Annotated in this window: 17 protein-coding genes; 8 read left to right on the forward strand and 9 right to left on the reverse strand. The window is 74.2% G+C overall.

Going from position 1 to position 15,743, the window contains the following annotated elements; translation table 11 throughout:
• Positions 1-27: 27 nt before the first annotated feature.
• From ACFRAV_RS00005 to ACFRAV_RS00015, 3 genes are all read right to left on the reverse strand, one after another.
• Complete coding sequence (locus tag ACFRAV_RS00005) at positions 28-1,134, reverse strand: ABC transporter substrate-binding protein (RefSeq protein WP_382549798.1); 1,107 nt, start codon at positions 1,132-1,134, stop codon at positions 28-30.
• Between the two features lie 228 nt (positions 1,135-1,362).
• Positions 1,363-1,464, reverse strand: a complete 102-nt coding sequence (locus ACFRAV_RS00010) for a putative leader peptide (RefSeq protein WP_351116369.1) — start codon at positions 1,462-1,464, stop codon at positions 1,363-1,365.
• A gap of 142 nt (positions 1,465-1,606) precedes the next feature.
• The gene (locus tag ACFRAV_RS00015) at positions 1,607-2,065 is read right to left on the reverse strand and encodes an RrF2 family transcriptional regulator (protein ID WP_382549801.1); all 459 of its coding nucleotides are present in this window, start codon (positions 2,063-2,065) and stop codon (positions 1,607-1,609) included.
• Between the two features lie 138 nt (positions 2,066-2,203).
• On the opposite strand from ACFRAV_RS00015, the gene ACFRAV_RS00020 reads away from it, so the two are divergent.
• From ACFRAV_RS00020 to ACFRAV_RS00040, 5 genes are all read left to right on the forward strand, one after another.
• Entirely contained in the window at positions 2,204-2,302 is a 99-nt protein-coding gene (locus tag ACFRAV_RS00020; RefSeq protein WP_351116371.1) for a putative leader peptide, read from the forward strand.
• A gap of 166 nt (positions 2,303-2,468) precedes the next feature.
• Positions 2,469-3,578, forward strand: coding sequence for an LLM class flavin-dependent oxidoreductase (locus ACFRAV_RS00025; protein ID WP_382549804.1), 1,110 nt, complete (start codon positions 2,469-2,471; stop codon positions 3,576-3,578).
• Complete coding sequence (locus ACFRAV_RS00030; RefSeq protein ID WP_382549806.1) at positions 3,575-4,429, forward strand: ABC transporter permease; 855 nt, start codon at positions 3,575-3,577, stop codon at positions 4,427-4,429. The genes ACFRAV_RS00025 and ACFRAV_RS00030 overlap by 4 nt, the downstream gene beginning before the upstream one ends.
• Before the next feature lie 110 nt (positions 4,430-4,539).
• Entirely contained in the window at positions 4,540-5,586 is a 1,047-nt protein-coding gene (locus ACFRAV_RS00035) for an ABC transporter substrate-binding protein (RefSeq protein WP_382550263.1), read from the forward strand.
• Positions 5,573-6,334 (forward strand): ABC transporter ATP-binding protein, encoded by a 762-nt coding sequence (locus ACFRAV_RS00040; RefSeq protein ID WP_382549808.1) that lies wholly within the window; start codon positions 5,573-5,575, stop codon positions 6,332-6,334. Before ACFRAV_RS00035 ends, ACFRAV_RS00040 begins: the two co-directional genes overlap by 14 nt.
• A gap of 111 nt (positions 6,335-6,445) precedes the next feature.
• Here ACFRAV_RS00040 and ACFRAV_RS00045 read toward each other — a convergent pair whose 3' ends face one another.
• The 3 genes from ACFRAV_RS00045 to ACFRAV_RS00055 form a co-directional block, all read right to left on the reverse strand.
• A complete protein-coding gene (locus ACFRAV_RS00045; RefSeq protein WP_382549810.1) occupies positions 6,446-7,264 on the reverse strand; it encodes a rhomboid family intramembrane serine protease in 819 nt (272 codons plus the stop codon).
• Between the two features lie 29 nt (positions 7,265-7,293).
• Positions 7,294-8,691 carry an FAD-dependent oxidoreductase gene (locus ACFRAV_RS00050; protein WP_382549812.1) on the reverse strand — a complete coding sequence of 466 codons (1,398 nt, stop codon included), beginning with the start codon at positions 8,689-8,691 and terminating at the stop codon, positions 7,294-7,296.
• A 71-nt stretch (positions 8,692-8,762) separates the two neighbouring features.
• Entirely contained in the window at positions 8,763-9,809 is a 1,047-nt protein-coding gene (locus tag ACFRAV_RS00055; protein ID WP_382549814.1) for a DUF4349 domain-containing protein, read from the reverse strand.
• A 187-nt stretch (positions 9,810-9,996) separates the two neighbouring features.
• On the opposite strand from ACFRAV_RS00055, the gene hemG reads away from it, so the two are divergent.
• Both hemG and hemQ read left to right on the forward strand, forming a co-directional pair.
• A complete protein-coding gene (gene hemG, locus ACFRAV_RS00060; RefSeq protein WP_382549816.1) occupies positions 9,997-11,430 on the forward strand; it encodes a protoporphyrinogen oxidase in 1,434 nt (477 codons plus the stop codon).
• Between the two features lie 10 nt (positions 11,431-11,440).
• On the forward strand, positions 11,441-12,160 hold the full coding sequence (hemQ, locus tag ACFRAV_RS00065; RefSeq protein ID WP_351116384.1) for a hydrogen peroxide-dependent heme synthase: 720 nt from the start codon (positions 11,441-11,443) through the stop codon (positions 12,158-12,160).
• A 68-nt stretch (positions 12,161-12,228) separates the two neighbouring features.
• Here hemQ and ACFRAV_RS00070 read toward each other — a convergent pair whose 3' ends face one another.
• Together ACFRAV_RS00070 and ACFRAV_RS00075 are read right to left on the reverse strand one after the other, a co-directional pair.
• The gene (locus tag ACFRAV_RS00070; RefSeq protein ID WP_382549818.1) at positions 12,229-12,777 is read right to left on the reverse strand and encodes a hypothetical protein; all 549 of its coding nucleotides are present in this window, start codon (positions 12,775-12,777) and stop codon (positions 12,229-12,231) included.
• A 49-nt stretch (positions 12,778-12,826) separates the two neighbouring features.
• The gene (locus tag ACFRAV_RS00075; protein WP_382549820.1) at positions 12,827-14,488 is read right to left on the reverse strand and encodes an alpha/beta hydrolase; all 1,662 of its coding nucleotides are present in this window, start codon (positions 14,486-14,488) and stop codon (positions 12,827-12,829) included.
• Positions 14,489-14,665: 177 nt separating this feature from the next.
• On the opposite strand from ACFRAV_RS00075, the gene ACFRAV_RS00080 reads away from it, so the two are divergent.
• A complete protein-coding gene (locus ACFRAV_RS00080) occupies positions 14,666-14,872 on the forward strand; it encodes a dehydrogenase (protein WP_382549822.1) in 207 nt (68 codons plus the stop codon).
• A gap of 38 nt (positions 14,873-14,910) precedes the next feature.
• Here ACFRAV_RS00080 and ACFRAV_RS00085 read toward each other — a convergent pair whose 3' ends face one another.
• Entirely contained in the window at positions 14,911-15,681 is a 771-nt protein-coding gene (locus ACFRAV_RS00085; RefSeq protein WP_382549824.1) for a TIGR04222 domain-containing membrane protein, read from the reverse strand.
• Positions 15,682-15,743 lie beyond the last annotated feature (62 nt).

The following is a 15,743-nucleotide window of genomic DNA, read 5'->3' on the forward strand; positions in this document are numbered from 1 at the left end:
GGCCCGACCCGAGGGGGCCGGTCGTTCCTACTGGACGCCGAGACCGGCGTCGTCGACCGCGTCCTTGCCCTCGGCCTTGAGGACCTTGTTCAGCGGGGCGAGATCGTAGATTCCCTTCAGGGTCGGCTTCTCCAGCAGGCCGGCCTTCACCGCGTGCTGCGCCTGCGCGTCGAGCGTGGCGGCCAGCGGGTCGTCGAGGAAGGCGACGGACTTCCACGCCGGGTCCAGGACCTCCGCCGGGAGGTCCTTGCCCGTCAGCTCCTTCAGCGCGGCGTTGGCGGAGGCCTTGGCCTCGTCGGGGTTGGCGTTGATCCACGCGTTGGTCTTCACCGAGCCGCGCAGCACCGCCTCGACGACGTCGGGGTGCTCCTTCAGGAACTTCTGCGACACGATGATGTTGGTGATGACGAACTTCTTGTCCGGCCACAGGTCGGACTCGTCGAGCAGCACCTTGCCGCCCTCGGCGACCAGCTTGGACGCGGTCGGCTCGGGCACCCAGGCGCCGTCGATGGAACCGGACTTGTAGGCGTCCGGGGTGATCTTGTTGTCGGTGCGGAAGACCGAGACGTCGCCCTTGCCGCTCTCGGCGTTCACCTTCCAGCCCTGCTCGGCGATCCAGTTGAGGAACGCCACGTCCTGGGTGTTGCCCAGCTGGGGGGTGGCGATCTTCTTGCCCTTGACGTCGTCCAGGGTCTTGATCTTGTCCGGGTTGACGACCAGCTTCACGCCGCCGGAGGCCGAGCCGCTGATGATGCGCAGGCTCTTGCCGTCCGACTTGCTGAAGCCGTTGATGGAGGGGGAGGGGCCGATCCAGCCGATGTCGATCGATCCGGCGTTGAGCGCCTCGATCTCGGAGGGGCCGGCGTTGAAGGTGGACGCCTTGATCGTGGTGCCGCCGAGCTCCTTCTGGAGCAGGCCCTCCTGGACGCCGACCAGGGCCGTCGCGTGGGTGAGGTTCGGGAAGTAGCCGATCTTCACCTCGTCGGCGGAGAGCTTCTTCGCGTCCGCCGAGACCTTGGTCTCCTTGCTGTCGTCGGCGGCGTCGGAACCGTAGCCGCAAGCGGTGAGCAGGAGGGGGAGAGCGGTGAGGGCGGCGAGGGTGCGCAGGGCGCTGAGCGGTCTGACGGCAGACACGGAGGTGTCCTCTCGAGGAAGGGCTGGAACGCGTGGAACGCGAGAAGGCATGGCGGAACCCGGTGGGTACGCCGTTGTCCCGTCCGCCGGAGCCCGTCGACGACCGAAGGGCCGTCAGGCGCCGGAGGGCGGAGGAGGATGCACGGGTGGTGCGGACGCCCGGTGCGCGGCACGGGGCGTCGCCGTCCCGCGGGCCGGACCGCCGGGGCGGCGGGACGGGGCGGCGGCTCAGACGGAGCGACAGATGGCGCTCGAGGTGCGGCCGAGGTCGACGTGCCGGCGCGAGGTCAGGAGGAGGGACGACAGGGTGGCGCGGTCGAACGGACGCATGACACCCCTCACTTCGTTTCCCGGTCTTTCCTACCTGAATGCTGGGGATCGTGGCAGAAACCCGGCCGCGGACCAAGATGTGTTTCAGATTCCGGACAGAGGCTTCTCGGATGATGGGATCAGGCGGAATGCGCCGGTCCGGTCAGGGGTTCGTCCAGGCGTCCGGGCGGTCCGCCAACTCCGTTACCTGCTCGGGTAGTTGCGACGCCGCGAGGTCGGCGAGCGACACGCCGTCCAGGATCTCGCGCACGTTGGCCCGTAGGGCGATCCACAGCGGGAGCAGTGAGGTGGCGGGGCCGGTGTAGGCGAGGTCAGGCGGGCGCACCCCCCGTACCGAGACCAGGGGGCCGTCCACGACGCGGATGACGTCGGCGACGCTGACGGATCCGGCGGGCCGGGCGAGGCGGTAGCCGCCGTTGCCGCCGCGCCGGCTCGTCACCAGGCCGCCCCGGCGCATGTCGTTGAGGATGCCCTCGAGGAACTTGTGCGGGATGTCCTGGGCCTCGGCGATGGCTTCGGCCGTCACCGGGCCGTCGTCCCGCGAGGCGGCGAGCTGCAGTGCGGCCCGTACCGCGTAGTCCGCCCTGGCAGAGATGCGCATGGGCCCATTGTCCGTGGCGCGCGGACCCGCCGGGCGAGGGGGTGGCGGATCAGGATGAGGGCGTCCGGTGCGTGAGACCTAATTCCGGATGGCGGACACGGGCTTGAAGCGCGCCCCCGGTGGATACACAATGCGCCCATGGCCCCCTTCCTCGTCACCCGCCGCCACGTGGACCTTCTGCGTGTCGCCGGGATGCTGTGTCGGGCCGACCTCCCGTGCCGCGCCGTCCGCAGCTGACCGCGCGCACGTCCGTGACGTGCTGAGGCGCCCTCCCCGCCCGGCACGCGCCCTTTCCCGTTCCGCCGCCCCGCGGTGACGGCGCGCCCTCGCGCGCCACCTCCTCCTCGTGCGTCGCCCTCCCGGCGTCGCGCGCTCACCCCTTCCCTCACAGAGGTGCTTCGCCATGCCCGTGCGCCCTGCCCCCGTCCTGCACTGGTTCCTGCCGACCGGCGGCGACGGCCGTGATCCCGGCGGCGTCACCGCCGTCCAGGCCCGTTCCCGGACCGCCACCCGCCGCCCCGCCGACCTGGGGTACCTGGCCCAGGTGGCCAGGGCCGCCGAGCGGGCCGGCTTCGACAAACTTCTCACCCCGGTGGGTCTGGGCTGCGTGGATCCCTGGGTGCTGACGCCGGCCGTCGCCGCGGTCACCGAACGGATCGGCTTCCTCGTCGCCTTCCGGGCCGGCCTGACCGGCCCCACCCTGCTCGCCCAACAGGCCGACACCTTTCGACGGTTGTTCGGGGACCGGATCGCGCTGAACGTGGTCACCGGCGGCGACCCGGCCGAGCAGCGGGCGTACGGCGACCACCTGCCCAAGGACGAGCGCTACGCCCGCACCGGCGAACTCATGCAGGTGATCCGGGAGTTGCTGGCCGGCAAGCCGGTCGACCACCACGGCGACCACGTGCGGGTGAGCGGAGCCCGGCTGGAGAACCCCACCCTGGCCGCCCCGGTGCCCCTCTACTTCGGCGGCGCGTCCCCGGCCGCCGAGGACGTCGCCGCCCGCCAGGCCGACGTCCAGCTGCTGTGGGGCGAGCCCCCGGCCGCCGTCGCCGAGCGCGTCGAGCGGCTCCGCGGCAAGGCGGCCGCCGCCGGCCGGACCGTGCGGTTCGGGCTGCGGCTGCACGTGATCACCCGCGACACGGCCGCCGAGGCATGGGCGGAGGCCGACCGCATCCTCGGCCGCCTCGACCCCGAGGCGATCCGCGCCACCCAGGAACGCTTCGCCCGCATGGACTCCACCGGCCAGGCCCGCATGACGGCCCTGCACGGCGGCACGGCCGAGAACCTGACCGTCGCGCCCAACCTGTGGGCGGGCATCGGACTGGTCCGCGAGGGCGCGGGCACCGCCCTGGTCGGCTCGCACGACGAGGTGGCCCGGCGCCTCTTCGAGTACCGCGAACTGGGCGTCGACGAGTTCGTCCTCTCCGGCTACCCCCACCTGGAGGAGGCCCTCCGGGTGGGCGAAGAGGTCGCCCCCCGGCTCCGCGCCCTCACCGAGGCCGCCCGATGACTCTCGTCGAGGAGACCCCGCCGGTGGCGCCGCCCGCCGACGAGCCGCCCGCGCGGCGGCGTCGCCCCGCGGTCCTGCGCTGGACCGCCCTGCGGCTGGTCGCCCTCGCGGTCCTCCTCGCCGCCTGGCAGGCGGTCGTCGCGGCGGGGGTGTGGCCGCGCGTCCTCGTGCCCTCCCCGGCCGAGGTGTGGAGCGCGTTCGTCGAGGCGTCCACCGTGCACGACGGCGTCCGCGGCCACAGCGGGTACCTGCTCGCCGAACACCTGGCGGTGTCGCTGCGCCGGATCGGCGTCGGCACCGGCTACGCGGCCCTCGTCGGCATCCCGCTCGGCCTGCTGATCGGCGTGGTCAAGCCGGTCGCCGTGGTGCTGGAACCCGCGGTCACCTTCCTGCGGACACTGCCGCCACTGGCGTACCTGTCGCTGCTGGTCATCTGGTTCGGCATCGACGAGTCCCCGAAGATCTGGCTGCTCGTCGTCGCCGCGCTGCCGCCGATCGCGGCGGCGACCGCGGCGGCGGTCCGCGGCGTGCCGGGCGACCTGGTCGAGGCGGCCCGGACCCTCGGCTCGGGCCCCGTGACGCTGCTGCTGTCGGTGCGCCTGCCGGCCGCGCTCCCCGAGATCCTCACCGGCGTGCGGATCGCCCTCGGCGTCGCCTACACCTCGGTCGTCGCCGCCGAGACCGTCAACGGCGTGCCCGGCATCGGCGGCATGATCCGCGACGCCCAGCGCTACAACCAGACGGATGTCGTCATCGCCGGGATCATCGCCATCGGCCTCTCCGGAATCGTCCTGGACGCCGCCTTCCGCGGCCTGGAGCGGCTGACGGTCCCCTGGCGAGGCCGCCGGTGAGCGCCCGCCCCGGGCCGCCGCCCGCCTCCCACCCCACCTCCGAGTCCCGCCCCACCCCCGAGTCCCGCCCCGCGGCGCTCTTCCGCGCCGCCTCGTACGAAGGAACCGTCATGGCCCCGTTCGCCCGCCGCACCCTCCTCCTCGCCTCCGCCACGGTGCTGACCGCTCTCGCCGCGACCGCCTGCGGAACGGGCGCCGACGGCGGCGACGGCGCCGGCGACGCCGGAAGGACCCAGGTGCGCATCGCCTACCAGGCGATACCCAACGCCGACCTCGTGGTGAAGAACCGGAAGCTGCTGGAGAAGGCGCTCCCCGACGCCGACGTGAAGTGGGTGAAGTTCGACTCCGGCGCCGACGTCAACACCGCGGTGATCGCCGGATCCGTGGACCTCGGCCTGGCCGGATCCAGCGCCGTCGCCAAGGGCCTGTCGCAGCCGCTGAACATTCCGTACAAGGTCGTGTGGATCCACGACGTGATCGGTGACAACGAGGCCCTCGTCGCCCGGAAGGGCATCGGGTCCGTCAAGGAACTCAAGGGCAGGAAGGTGGCCGCCCCCTTCGGGTCGACCACCCACTACTCCCTGCTCGCCGCGCTGGAGGAGGCCGGACTGGAGCAGTCCGACGTGAAGCTGGTCGACCTCCAGCCGCAGGACGCCCTCGCCGCCTGGCAGCGCGGGGACATCGACGCCGCCTACGTGTGGACGCCCACCCTCTCCGAGCTCGAGAAGGACGGCACCGTCCTCGTCACCAGCCGCGAGATCGCCGCACAGGGCAAGCCCACCGCCGACCTCGGCATCGTCACCGAGACCTTCGCCGAGAAGCACCCCGACGTCGTGGACGCCTGGCTGAAGGCGGAGGACCAGGCCGTGGAGCTCGCCAGGAAGAGCCCCGACGAGGCGGCCGCCGCCATCGGCGCCGAGCTCAACCTGGAACCGGCGGAGGCGAAGGAGCAGCTCGGCCAGCTGGTGCTGCTCACCGCCGAGGAGCAGGCGGGAGCCGACCACCTCGGCGCGCCCGGAGCCCCGGGCGCACTGGCCGGCAGCCTCCACGACGCCGCCCGGTTCCTGAAGGCGCAGAAGGCCGTCGACGCGGTTCCCGCCCGCTCCGTCTTCGAGCAGGCCCTCGCGGTCGAGGAGCTGGCCCGTGTCACCGGCTGAGCCCGACATCCGCCTGCGCGACGTCACCGTCCGCTACGGCACCCCGAGGAGTGCGGTCACCGCCGTCGCCGACGCCTCCCTCACCGTGCGGCCGGGGGAGTTCGTGGTCCTGGTCGGCCCTTCCGGCTGCGGCAAGACCACGCTGCTGCGGCTGGTCGCGGGCCTGGAGCGGCCGGCGGCAGGCACGGTGGAGGTCCGTCGTGCGACCGGCGTGGTCTTCCAGACGCCACGCCTGTTCCCCTGGCGCACGGTGGGCGGCAACCTCTCCTTCGCGCTCGCCCGCAAGGGCGTCGCACGCGCCGAACGGCCCGTCAGGGTGGCGGAGTTGCTGTCGCTGGTCGGGCTGGCCGGCATGGCGGGGCGGCGCACCTGGGAACTGTCCGGCGGCCAGCAGCAGCGTGTCGCCATCGCCCGCGCGCTGGCCACCGAGCCGCAGATCCTGCTGATGGACGAGCCGTTCGCCGCCCTGGACGCCTTCACCCGGGAGCGGCTCCAGGAGGAGCTGCGGACCCTGGCCGCGAGCACCGGCACGACCGTCCTGTTCGTGACGCACTCCGCGGAGGAGGCGGTGCTGCTCGGCTCGCGGGTCCTGGTGATGGCGGCCGGGCCGGGGCGGATCGTGGGCGAGATGACGGTGCCGCTCCCGCGCGGGACCACCACGGACGCGGCCGCCCTGCGCGGCGACCCCCGCTTCGCCGCCCTGCGCGCCGAACTGGCCGCCGTCACCCGCGCCGCGACCGCCGCCTGACCCGGTCCACGCCCGGCCGCGGTTCGCCCACCCCGTGGCCGGGCGTGGGGCCGGGCGCGGCGGTCCAGACGCCCGGGGCGGTGGGCACCGCGGGCACCGCGATCGCGGTGGTCACCAGGTCCGCCGGGCCTGCCGCCCGAACGCGATCCGCGGCGGTTCCGGCGGCTGCGTGGTGCCGGGCCGCAGCGGCAGGGCCACCAGCATGCCGACGAGGAAGCCCGCCACATGGGCGAGGTAGGCGACGGTGCCGGCGCCCGCGACGCCGCCGCCGGAGGAGTACACGGCCTGCAGGGCGAACCAGGCGCCCAGGACTACCCAGGCGGGAAGCCGGAGCGGGAGGAAGACGAGGAACGGCACCAGGACCCAGACCCGGGCGCGGGGGTAGAGCACCAGATAGGCCCCGAGGACCCCGGCCACGGCCCCGGAGGCGCCGATCAGCGGAGTGGTGGAGGCCGCGTTCAGCAGGGAGTAGGCGTAGGACGCCGCGTAGCCGCAGACCAGGTAGAACAGGGCGAACCGCCAGTGCCCCATGCGGTCCTCGACGTTGTCGCCGAAGATCCACAGGAACAGCATGTTGCCCAGCAGGTGCAGCCAGCCGCCGTGCAGGAACATCGCGGACAGCACGCTGAGCTCGGGCGACTTCTCGTACCCCGGAGACCGCACCACGCAGCCCGCGCCCTCCGGGCCGAAGCCGGTCTCGCCCGTCGGCACCAGACGCGGCAGCCGGTGGTGGATCAGCTCCTGGGGGACGGCCGCGAACCGGTCCAGGAACGCCTCCAGACGGCACAGGTCGGCCAGCGGCACGTTCCCGGTGAGCGACCCGAGGGTGCCGGGCGTCAGCAGGAAGACGACGACGTTCGCGACGATCAGCGCGTACAGCACCCACGGGGTGCGTCGCGCCGGGTTGAGGTCGTGCACCGGGATCACCACGGGATCAGGGGTGCCCGCCGTCCCGCGGTTCAGACGTGGTGCGCCCGCACCGCCGCGGCCGCCTTGCGGGCCGCCACCAGCACCGGGTCCCACACCGGGGAGAACGGCGGCGCGTACCCCAGGTCCAGGGCCGTCATCTGCTCCACCGTCATCCCGGCGGTCAGCGCCACCGCCGCCACGTCCACCCGCTTGGCGGCGCCCTCACGGCCCACGATCTGCACGCCGAGCAGCTTCCCGGTACGCACCTCGGCCAGCATCTTCACGGTCATCGGCGAGGCGCCCGGGTAGTAGCCGGCCCGGCTGGTCGACTCGATCGTGACGGCGTGGAAGCGCATCCCGGCCCGCAGCGCGTCCTTCTCCCGCAGGCCGGTGCGGGCGATCTCCAGGTCGCACACCTTGCTGACGGCCGTGCCCACCACGCCCGGGAAGGTGGCGTAGCCGCCGCCGGCGTTGGCGCCGATCACCTGGCCGTGCTTGTTGGCGTGCGTGCCCAGGGCCACGTGCTGCTGCTGGCCGGAGACCAGGTTGAGCACCTCCACGCAGTCCCCGCCGGCCCAGATGTTCCGGTGCCCGCGCACCCGCATGCCCAGGTCGGTGAGGAGGCCGCCGCTCACCCCGAGCGGGAGACCGGCGGCCCGCGCGAGGGTGGTCTCCGGTCGGACGCCGATGCCCAGCACCACCACGTCCGCCGGGAACTCCCGGTCCCCGGCCCGCACGGCGCGGGCGCGGCCGTCCTCGCCGGCGAGGACGGCGGTGACGTCCGTCCCGTTCGCCATGGTGATGCCCAGGCCCTCCATGGCGGTGCGCACCTTGCGGCCCATGTCCGCATCGAGGGTGGACATCGGCTCCTCGCCGCGGTTGACCACCGTGACCTCGAAGCCGTGGTTGATCAGCGCCTCGGCCATCTCGACGCCGATGTAACCGGCGCCCACCACCACCGCGCGCCGCCCGCCGGCCCGCTCCAGGGAGTCGATCAGCGCCTGGCCGTCGTCCAGGGTCTGCACGCCGTGCACGCCCGGCAGTTCGATGCCGGGCAGCGGGGGCCGCACCGGGGTGGCGCCGGTGGCGATCACCAGCTTGTCGTAGGAGGTCCAGGACTCCTCGCCGCTCTCCAGGTCACGGGCGCGGACCCGGCCGCCGTCGACGTCGAGTTCGGTGACCTCGGTGCGCATCCGCAGGTCGATGCCGCGGGCGCGGTGCTCGTCGGGCGAGCGGGCGATCAGCTGCTCGGGATCGGAGACCGCCCCGCCCACCCAGTAGGGGATGCCGCAGGCCGAGTAGGACGAGAAGTGGCCCCGCTCGAAGGCGACGATCTCCAGCTCCTCGGGGTCCTTCATCCGGCGTGCCTGCGACGCGGCGGACATGCCCGCCGCGTCGCCGCCGATGACCACCAGTCGTTCCCGGTCCCGCCTCGCGCCGCTGCTCATGGGGCCCACGCTAGCGCCGTGGTCGGGACCGGGGTCGCAGGGGGCGGGCCCGAAGGCGTCGCCCGTCCGGTTCAGGGCCGGTGCGCGCCGTGCGTGTCGGTCTCCTCGGCGGTGGAGTCGTCGCCCTCGGCCGGCGCCTCGGCCGCGGTGTCGCCCGCCGCGGCGTTCCCGTCGGCGGCGCCCTCGGAGCCGGCCGCGGCGCGCGAGCGACGGCGCAGGCGCAGCCACAGCCACAGCAGGGCGCCCAGCACCACGGCGAACGGCAGGACCGCGCCGACGACCAGGACGATCCAGTACAGGGTGGTGACGAAGGCGTCCCAGCCGCCCTCGAGAGCGTCCAGGACACCGGGGTCCTTGTCCTCCCCGTCCTCGTCCTCGGCGCGGTCGCTGTCGAAGAGGCTCAGGGTGACGGTCGCCAGCGAGGTCCGGTCCTTCAGCGACGCCTGACGGGCCAGCAGCGAGTCCAGCTCGGCCTGCCGGGAGGAGAGTTCGCCCTCCAGGAGGACGACGTCCTCCAGCTCGGCCGCGTCGTCCATCAGCTTGCGCAGCCGGTCGACGGCGGCCCGCTGCGACTTCACCCGGCTCTCCACGTCGACGACCTGGTCGGTGACGTCCTCGGCCTTCGAGGAGCGGTAGGTGACCCGGCCCGTGCCCTTGAGGTCCCGCATGACCTCGTCGTACTTCTCCGACGGGACGCGCAGCACGACCTCGGTGCTGTCGATGCGGCCGGACCCCGCGTACGTGTCGGACTCCTCCCGCGCCACGAAGCCGCCTGCCGTCTCGGCGACCGACCGGACCTCCGCCAGGGCGTCGGGCACGTCCTTGACGCGGACCGAGAGCTGGGCGGTGCGGATGATGTGCGAGGTCTCCAGCGCCGGGCCGGAGTCCTCGCTCCCGCCGCCCTTGCTTCCGTCGCCGCCCTTGCCCGAGGTGTCGAAGGCTCCCGCGTCGGCCGCCCGGGGGCCGTCCGCGCCGCGCACCTGCGACTTGGCGTCGGACTTCATGGAGGCGTCGTCGCCCCCGCGCCCCGCGCAACCGGCGAGGGCGAGCGAGGCGGCGAGGAGGATCGCTGCCGGAATTCTTGTCCTGCGGACCATGGGTCCCCCCGATACGAACATGCTGCTCGGCCTGTGCTGTCGCTCCTTCGACGCCGGAGCGGCCCGCCGCGTTTGCCCCCGCAGGTCGCGATGCGGTCACGGTCCGGTCTCCGAACGGCAGGGCGGCCGGACACGGATGGGCGAGGCCGGACACCGGATGGGCGGGGCCGGACACCGGGTGAAAAGGGTGGTTTGAGAGAGTGGACCCATGGCAACCGGTACCCACCACGGCTTGGGCCGTTCCCCGCACGTCCTCGTCGTCGGAGCCGGTGTCGCCGGCCTGGCCGCCGCCCACCGGCTGCTGCTGCGCGGCGCCACGGTGACCGTGGCCGAGGCCTCGGACCGCGTCGGCGGCAAGCTGCTGCCGGGCGAGATCGCCGGCGTCCGCGTCGACCTCGGCGCCGAGTCGCTCCTCGCCCGCCGCCCCGAGGCCGTGGAGCTCGCGAGGGAGGCCGGCCTCGCCGACGACCTCCAGCCTCCGGCCACCGCCACCGCGGCCCTGTGGACCCGCGGCGCGCTGCGCCCGATGCCCAAGGGCCACGTGATGGGCGTGCCCGGCACCGCCGACGCCCTCGCCGGGGTGCTCTCCGAGGAGGGCCTGCGCCGCGTCGCACAGGACGCCGAGCTGCCCCGCACCGAGGTCGGCGAGGACGTCGCCGTCGGGCGGTACGTGGCCGAGCGGCTGGGCCGCGAGGTCGTGGACCGCCTGATCGAGCCGCTGCTCGGCGGGGTCTACGCGGGCGACGCCTACCAGATCTCGATGCGGGCCGCCGTGCCCCAGCTGTTCGAAGTGGCCCGCACCCACACCTCGTTGACCGAGGGTGTGCGCGCCCTCCAGGAGAAGACCGCGGCCAACCCGACCACCGGACCGGTCTTCGCCGGGATCGCCGGCGGTGTCGGCCGGCTCCCGCTCGCGGTGGCCGACGCCGTGCGCTCGCGCGGCGGCGAGATCCTGCTGAACGCCCCCGTCACCGGCCTGCGCCGGGACGCCGACGGCTGGCACGCCCTCGCCGGGGACCGCCCGCTGCGGGCCGACGCCGTCGTGGTCGCCGCCCCCGCGGCGGCCGCCGCCTCGGTGCTGCGCGAGGTCGCGCCCCGGGCCGCCGTCGAGCTGGACGGCGTCGAGTACGCGTCGATGGCGCTGATCAGCCTCGCCTTCCGCCGCGCCGAGGCCGACGCCCAGCTGCCCGAGGGCAGCGGCTTCCTGGTGCCGCCGGTGGACGGCCGCACCATCAAGGCGTCCACCTTCGCCTCCCGCAAGTGGGGCTGGATCGCCGACGAGGACCCCGGCGTGCTGGTCGTGCGCACCTCGGTCGGCAGGTACCAGGACACCGCGATCCTGGGCCGTTCGGACCAAGAACTCGTCGAGGTCTCACGGCATGATCTGCACGAGGCCACCGGGCTGACCGCCGAGCCGGTCGCGACCACGGTCACCCGGTGGGACGACGGCCTGCCACAGTATCCGGTGGGTCACCACACCCGGGTCGCCCGGATCCGGGAACACGTCGCGGCCGTCCCCGGCCTCGCCGTCTGCGGCGCCGCCTACGACGGCGTCGGGGTGCCCGCCACCATCGCGAGCGCGTACGCCGCCGTCGACGCACTGAGCACCGACCCGGTGCTCGGCCTCGGAACCGGAGAGTGAGAATAAGGTCATGAGTGACGAAGCTCCCGCCAAGATCCCCAACATCGGCAAGAAGGCGAAGGACCTCAACGAGGTCATCCGCTACACGCTGTGGTCCGTCTTCAAGCTGAAGGACGTGCTCCCCGAGGACCGGTCCGGCTACGCCGACGAGGTCCAGGAGCTGTTCGACCAGCTCGCCGCCAAGGACGTCACGATCCGCGGCACCTACGACCTCTCCGGCCTGCGCGCCGACGCCGACGTCATGATCTGGTGGCACGCCGAGACCGCCGACCAGCTGCAGGAGGCCTACAACCTCTTCCGCCGCACCCGGCTGGGCCGCGCGCTCGACCCGGTCTGGTCGAACATGGCCCTGCACCGTCCGGCCGAGTTCAACCGCTCGCACATCCCGGCCTTCCTCGCCGACGAGGAGGCCCGCGACTACGTCTGCGTCTACCCCTTCGTCCGCTCCTACGAGTGGTACGTGCTCCCCGACGAGGAGCGCCGGGCGATGCTCGCCGAGCACGGCAAGATGGCCCGCGGCTTCGCGGACGTCCGCGCCAACACGGTCGCCTCGTTCGCGCTGGGCGACTACGAGTGGCTGCTCGCCTTCGAGGCCAACGACCTGCACCGGATCGTCGACCTGATGCGCCACCTGCGGGCCTCCAAGGCGCGGCTGCACGTCCGCGAGGAGATCCCCTTCTACACCGGCCGCCGCAAGAGCGTGGCCGAGCTGGTGGAGAGCCTGGCCTGAGGCCTGTCCGGCAGCCTGTCTCGGGCCGACGGCGCCGGCGGTCCCCCGACCGCCGGCGCCGTCGCTTGTCAGGCTCTTCTCGGCTTGCGCGGCCTGGTCCAGGCGCCGTGCGGCCGGTTCCGTGCCTGGGCCGGCACCATCGCGTCCCACTCGCGCCTGCTCATGACGTCTCGTACCTCGGGCTCGACCACGGCCGTGGTCACCGGCCAGGGGACGGCCGAAGCCCAGCCGACAAGGGGCATGGTCGCGTCGAAGAGCGGACCGAACCGCGCGGTGACGAGAGGCGGCATCCGGTACCGCAGGCCCCGCACGTGCTCCAGGAAACGGCCGGGGAGCGCGACGTGGTGCGTCTCGACGTAGTGCGGGAAGTCCAGTCGCCAGAGCCAGGTTCCGTCCGTGACCGGCGACGAGCACCCCGCGGAGCGGCGGTGCGCCCTCCCTGTGACCACGTCGTGGCCACCCTCCATGACGTCGATCAGGACGTGCCCGGCGTCCAGGTAGGCCACCAGTTCCGCCTCGTCCGGCTCGCCGGTGTCCCGGATCGCATCGTGCACGGACCCGTTCGGTTGCCCTGGGCGCCTGTCCAGTTCGTCGTAGAAGCCCAGCAGTCCCAGCACCACGTCTCCTTCGCCGCCGGCGTGCGAGGACAGTACTAGGTCCCCGGCACTAGGCCCCCGGTCGAGCGTCCGTCGGCGGGTGCGACGGGCGCGGCCGGGGCGCCGGGTGCGGTGCGCAGTCGGCGCGGCCGCCCGCGGGCAGGCGTCCGCGCAGCAGATAGTCGAGCAGCCGGGCCTGCACGCAGGGGTTGCCGCCGCCCGCCAGGCCGTGCGAACCGGCACCCCGTTCGGTCACCAGTACCGCCCCGGCCAGGCGGTCCCGCAGCTCCCGCGCACCCCGGTACGGGGCCGCCGCGTCCCGCTCCGCGGCCAGCACCAGCACCGGCGGCAGTTCGCCGGCGGCGGTGCGTACGTCCCGCGGGCGCCGTGCGGGCCCCTTCCAGAAGGCGCAGGGCAGATGGGACCAGACGTGGTCCCAGGTCGCGAAGGGGGCGGTGCGGGCCAGGCGGGTGGCGTCGGCGTCCCAGACCCTCCAGTCGGCGGGCCACGGCGCGTCGTTGCACTCCACCGCCGTACGCACCGCCCTCGTGTTCTCCGCAGCGGCCGCCCGATCGGCACGGGCGCCGGCGTCCGGGGGCGGCCCCGCCTGGGCGAGCAACTGCCGCGCGTCGCCACGCGCGTAGTCGGCGAGGGCCCGCGCGCGGTGCGGCCAGAAGTCGTCGAAATGCGCCGCGGTGACCATGGCCCGGTGCAACTGTCCCGGACCGACCGTCCCGCCGGCCGGCTCCTGCGCCAGCCGGGCGGCCACGCGTTCGTAGGCGCGTTCCACGGCCCCGGCATCGGAGCCGAGGCCGTAGACGTCGTCGTGCCGCGCCACCCAGGCGCGGAAGTCCGCCCAGCGCGTCTGCACGGCCGCGGACCGCTCGAGGCCGGCCCGGTAGCCCAGGCGCGCCGGGTCCGGGTCGAGCGGGGAGTCCAGGACCATCCGGCGGACCCGGTGCGGGAACAGGTCGGCGTAGAGGGCGCCGAGGTAGCCGCCGTACCCGACGCCCAGGAAGGTCAGCCGGCGCTCGCCCAGCGCGGCCCGCAGGACATCGAGGTCGCGGGCGTTGTCGAGCGAGGTGTGGTGGCGCAGTGCGGAACCCGCGCGTTGCGCACAGGACTTGGCGTATCTCTCCGCCTCGGCACGGCGTTCCTTCGTGAACCTCGCGGACGGGTGCGAGGGCGCCCGGCGTGGACCGTCCGGGGCCTTCGTGGGATCGACGCAGTACAGGGGCCCCGACCGGCCGACACCGCGCGGGGCGTAGCCGACCAGGTCGTACGCCTCGGCCGGCTCCCACCACTCGGGCATCAGCGAGACGGCGGGGAAGGACATGCCGGAGACGCCGGGCCCGGCGGGGTGGAACACCAGGGCGCCCTGGCGGGGGACGGGGCGCGAACCGGTGCCGCCACCGGTCGCGGGGGTGCGGCTGACGGTGAGACGGACGGCGGGGCCCCCGGGGCGGGCGTAGTCCAGCGGTACGGTGACCGTCCCGCACTCGGCTCTGCCCGGCATCGCGTCCGGCCCGGTGCACCGGCCCCAGCGGATGCCCTCCTTCGCGGCCCGCGCCGCGGCCTCGGCCACCCCGCGTTCCGCGGCCGCGACGCCCGGGGAGGCGGACCCGCCGGGCGGTCGGGCGGAGTCCGAGTCCGGCGGCGGAGGCGGAGCGGCGACGGCGGCGCCCAGCGAGGCCAGCGCCGAGACGGCGGCGAACAGGACGATGCGGCGCATGAGGTGTCCCTTCGGGTGAAACGGTTCCTTCAGGGATGTTTCGCCCGCGGCCCGGTGGGGGCAAGCACGCCGCGCCGGGGCCCGCACGGCTGCCTCGGACGTGGCCGCTCCGCCGCCGAGAGGGCTCGGCCGGACGGGCGTCCGGCGGGCGTCCGGACGGGCCGCTACGGTCGAGCCGTGGAAGCGAACAGTGCGCAACCCGCGTGCCCGGCCTGCGGCGGGCCGATGACCTGTACCGCGATGGTCCTCGCGCGGCGGGAGGACGACGGGAAGCGTGTCTGCCGAGGCGTGTGGCAGTGCGCGGACCGCCACCTGTGGTGGAAGTGGAGCGACCGTCCGGGCGACGAGCTCGAGACCTGCCCCTATCTCCACTTCGGCGCCTGAGGGAGACGTTCGTCCGACGGCGAGCCGCCGGACCGGCCCTAGTCCTCCTCCGCCCGCGCGGCGAACGCGGCCCGCAGCCCCGGTTCCTCCACCGCTGCCGGGCCGCGCAGCGCGACGGCGGTCAGCGTGCGGGCCTCTCCGTCCTGGCCGTCCAGGCCGCGGCGCAGGGACAGCATCAGCCGGCGACCGGCGGGGGAGGCGCGCCGGGGGTAGGGGTGAAGCTCCATACGGGCCGTCAGCAGGCAGCCCAGCGCCAACGCGAGCGGCGCGGCGAACCAGGCGGCCGTGAGCCCCGCCGAGGGGCCGCCCTCCTCGCCCGGCAGCACCACCGCCACCGCGCCCAGGACGGCCACCGTCGCCGCCGCCCGGCGCACCCCCCGCACCCCGTCCGCCACGGTGCCCGCCCGTTCCGGCACGGCCAGCCCCGCCGTGGCCAGCCGGTCCGCCAGGTCGCGCACCGCCCCGGCCGCTGCCGCGGCCGTGCGCACCAGGGGTATCCGCCGCTGGCCGCCGGGGCCTATCGCGGTCAGCACCGCGTCCTCCACCGCGTCGCGGCCCTGCGGGTCGACCACCGTCGCCCAGCCGGTGTGGGCCAGCAGCAGGCGGCGTTCCCGGGCCATCGCCACCAGGGCCAGGTCGGCGACCCTGCTCGGCCCGCCCGCCAGGAACGCCGCCTCGTAGAGCGTCAGCGAGTCACGGTCGGCGCCTCGCCGCTCGACGGCCGCCGCGACGACCGCCGCACGGCACAGGCGCGCACAGGCCGCTCCCACGAGGACCCAGGCCGCCAGCAGGAGAAAGACCCAGAACATGCGGAGTTCCTATGTCACCGCAGGGGGGTCGCGCCATGGGGCGTTCACCATATGGACACACT

This window comes from Streptomyces sp. NPDC056600, from assembly GCF_042792855.1.
Classification (GTDB): Bacteria; Actinomycetota; Actinomycetes; order Streptomycetales; family Streptomycetaceae; genus Streptomyces.

What these genes read in the sequence shown, in the direction of transcription:
- ACFRAV_RS00010 (WP_351116369.1), bottom strand. Translation starts at nt 1,464, where the DNA reads ATGCGTCCGTTCGACCGCGCCACCCTGTCGTCCCTCCTCCTGACCTCG.
- ACFRAV_RS00015 (WP_382549801.1), bottom strand. Translation starts at nt 2,065, where the DNA reads ATGCGCATCTCTGCCAGGGCGGACTACGCGGTACGGGCCGCACTGCAG.
- ACFRAV_RS00020 (WP_351116371.1), top strand. Translation starts at nt 2,204, where the DNA reads ATGGCCCCCTTCCTCGTCACCCGCCGCCACGTGGACCTTCTGCGTGTC.
- ACFRAV_RS00025 (WP_382549804.1), top strand. Translation starts at nt 2,469, where the DNA reads ATGCCCGTGCGCCCTGCCCCCGTCCTGCACTGGTTCCTGCCGACCGGC.
- ACFRAV_RS00030 (WP_382549806.1), top strand. Translation starts at nt 3,575, where the DNA reads ATGACTCTCGTCGAGGAGACCCCGCCGGTGGCGCCGCCCGCCGACGAG.
- ACFRAV_RS00035 (WP_382550263.1), top strand. Translation starts at nt 4,540, where the DNA reads ATGGCCCCGTTCGCCCGCCGCACCCTCCTCCTCGCCTCCGCCACGGTG.
- ACFRAV_RS00050 (WP_382549812.1), bottom strand. Translation starts at nt 8,691, where the DNA reads ATGAGCAGCGGCGCGAGGCGGGACCGGGAACGACTGGTGGTCATCGGC.
- ACFRAV_RS00055 (WP_382549814.1), bottom strand. Translation starts at nt 9,809, where the DNA reads ATGTTCGTATCGGGGGGACCCATGGTCCGCAGGACAAGAATTCCGGCA.
- hemG (WP_382549816.1), top strand. Translation starts at nt 9,997, where the DNA reads ATGGCAACCGGTACCCACCACGGCTTGGGCCGTTCCCCGCACGTCCTC.
- hemQ (WP_351116384.1), top strand. Translation starts at nt 11,441, where the DNA reads ATGAGTGACGAAGCTCCCGCCAAGATCCCCAACATCGGCAAGAAGGCG.
- ACFRAV_RS00075 (WP_382549820.1), bottom strand. Translation starts at nt 14,488, where the DNA reads ATGCGCCGCATCGTCCTGTTCGCCGCCGTCTCGGCGCTGGCCTCGCTG.
- ACFRAV_RS00085 (WP_382549824.1), bottom strand. Translation starts at nt 15,681, where the DNA reads ATGTTCTGGGTCTTTCTCCTGCTGGCGGCCTGGGTCCTCGTGGGAGCG.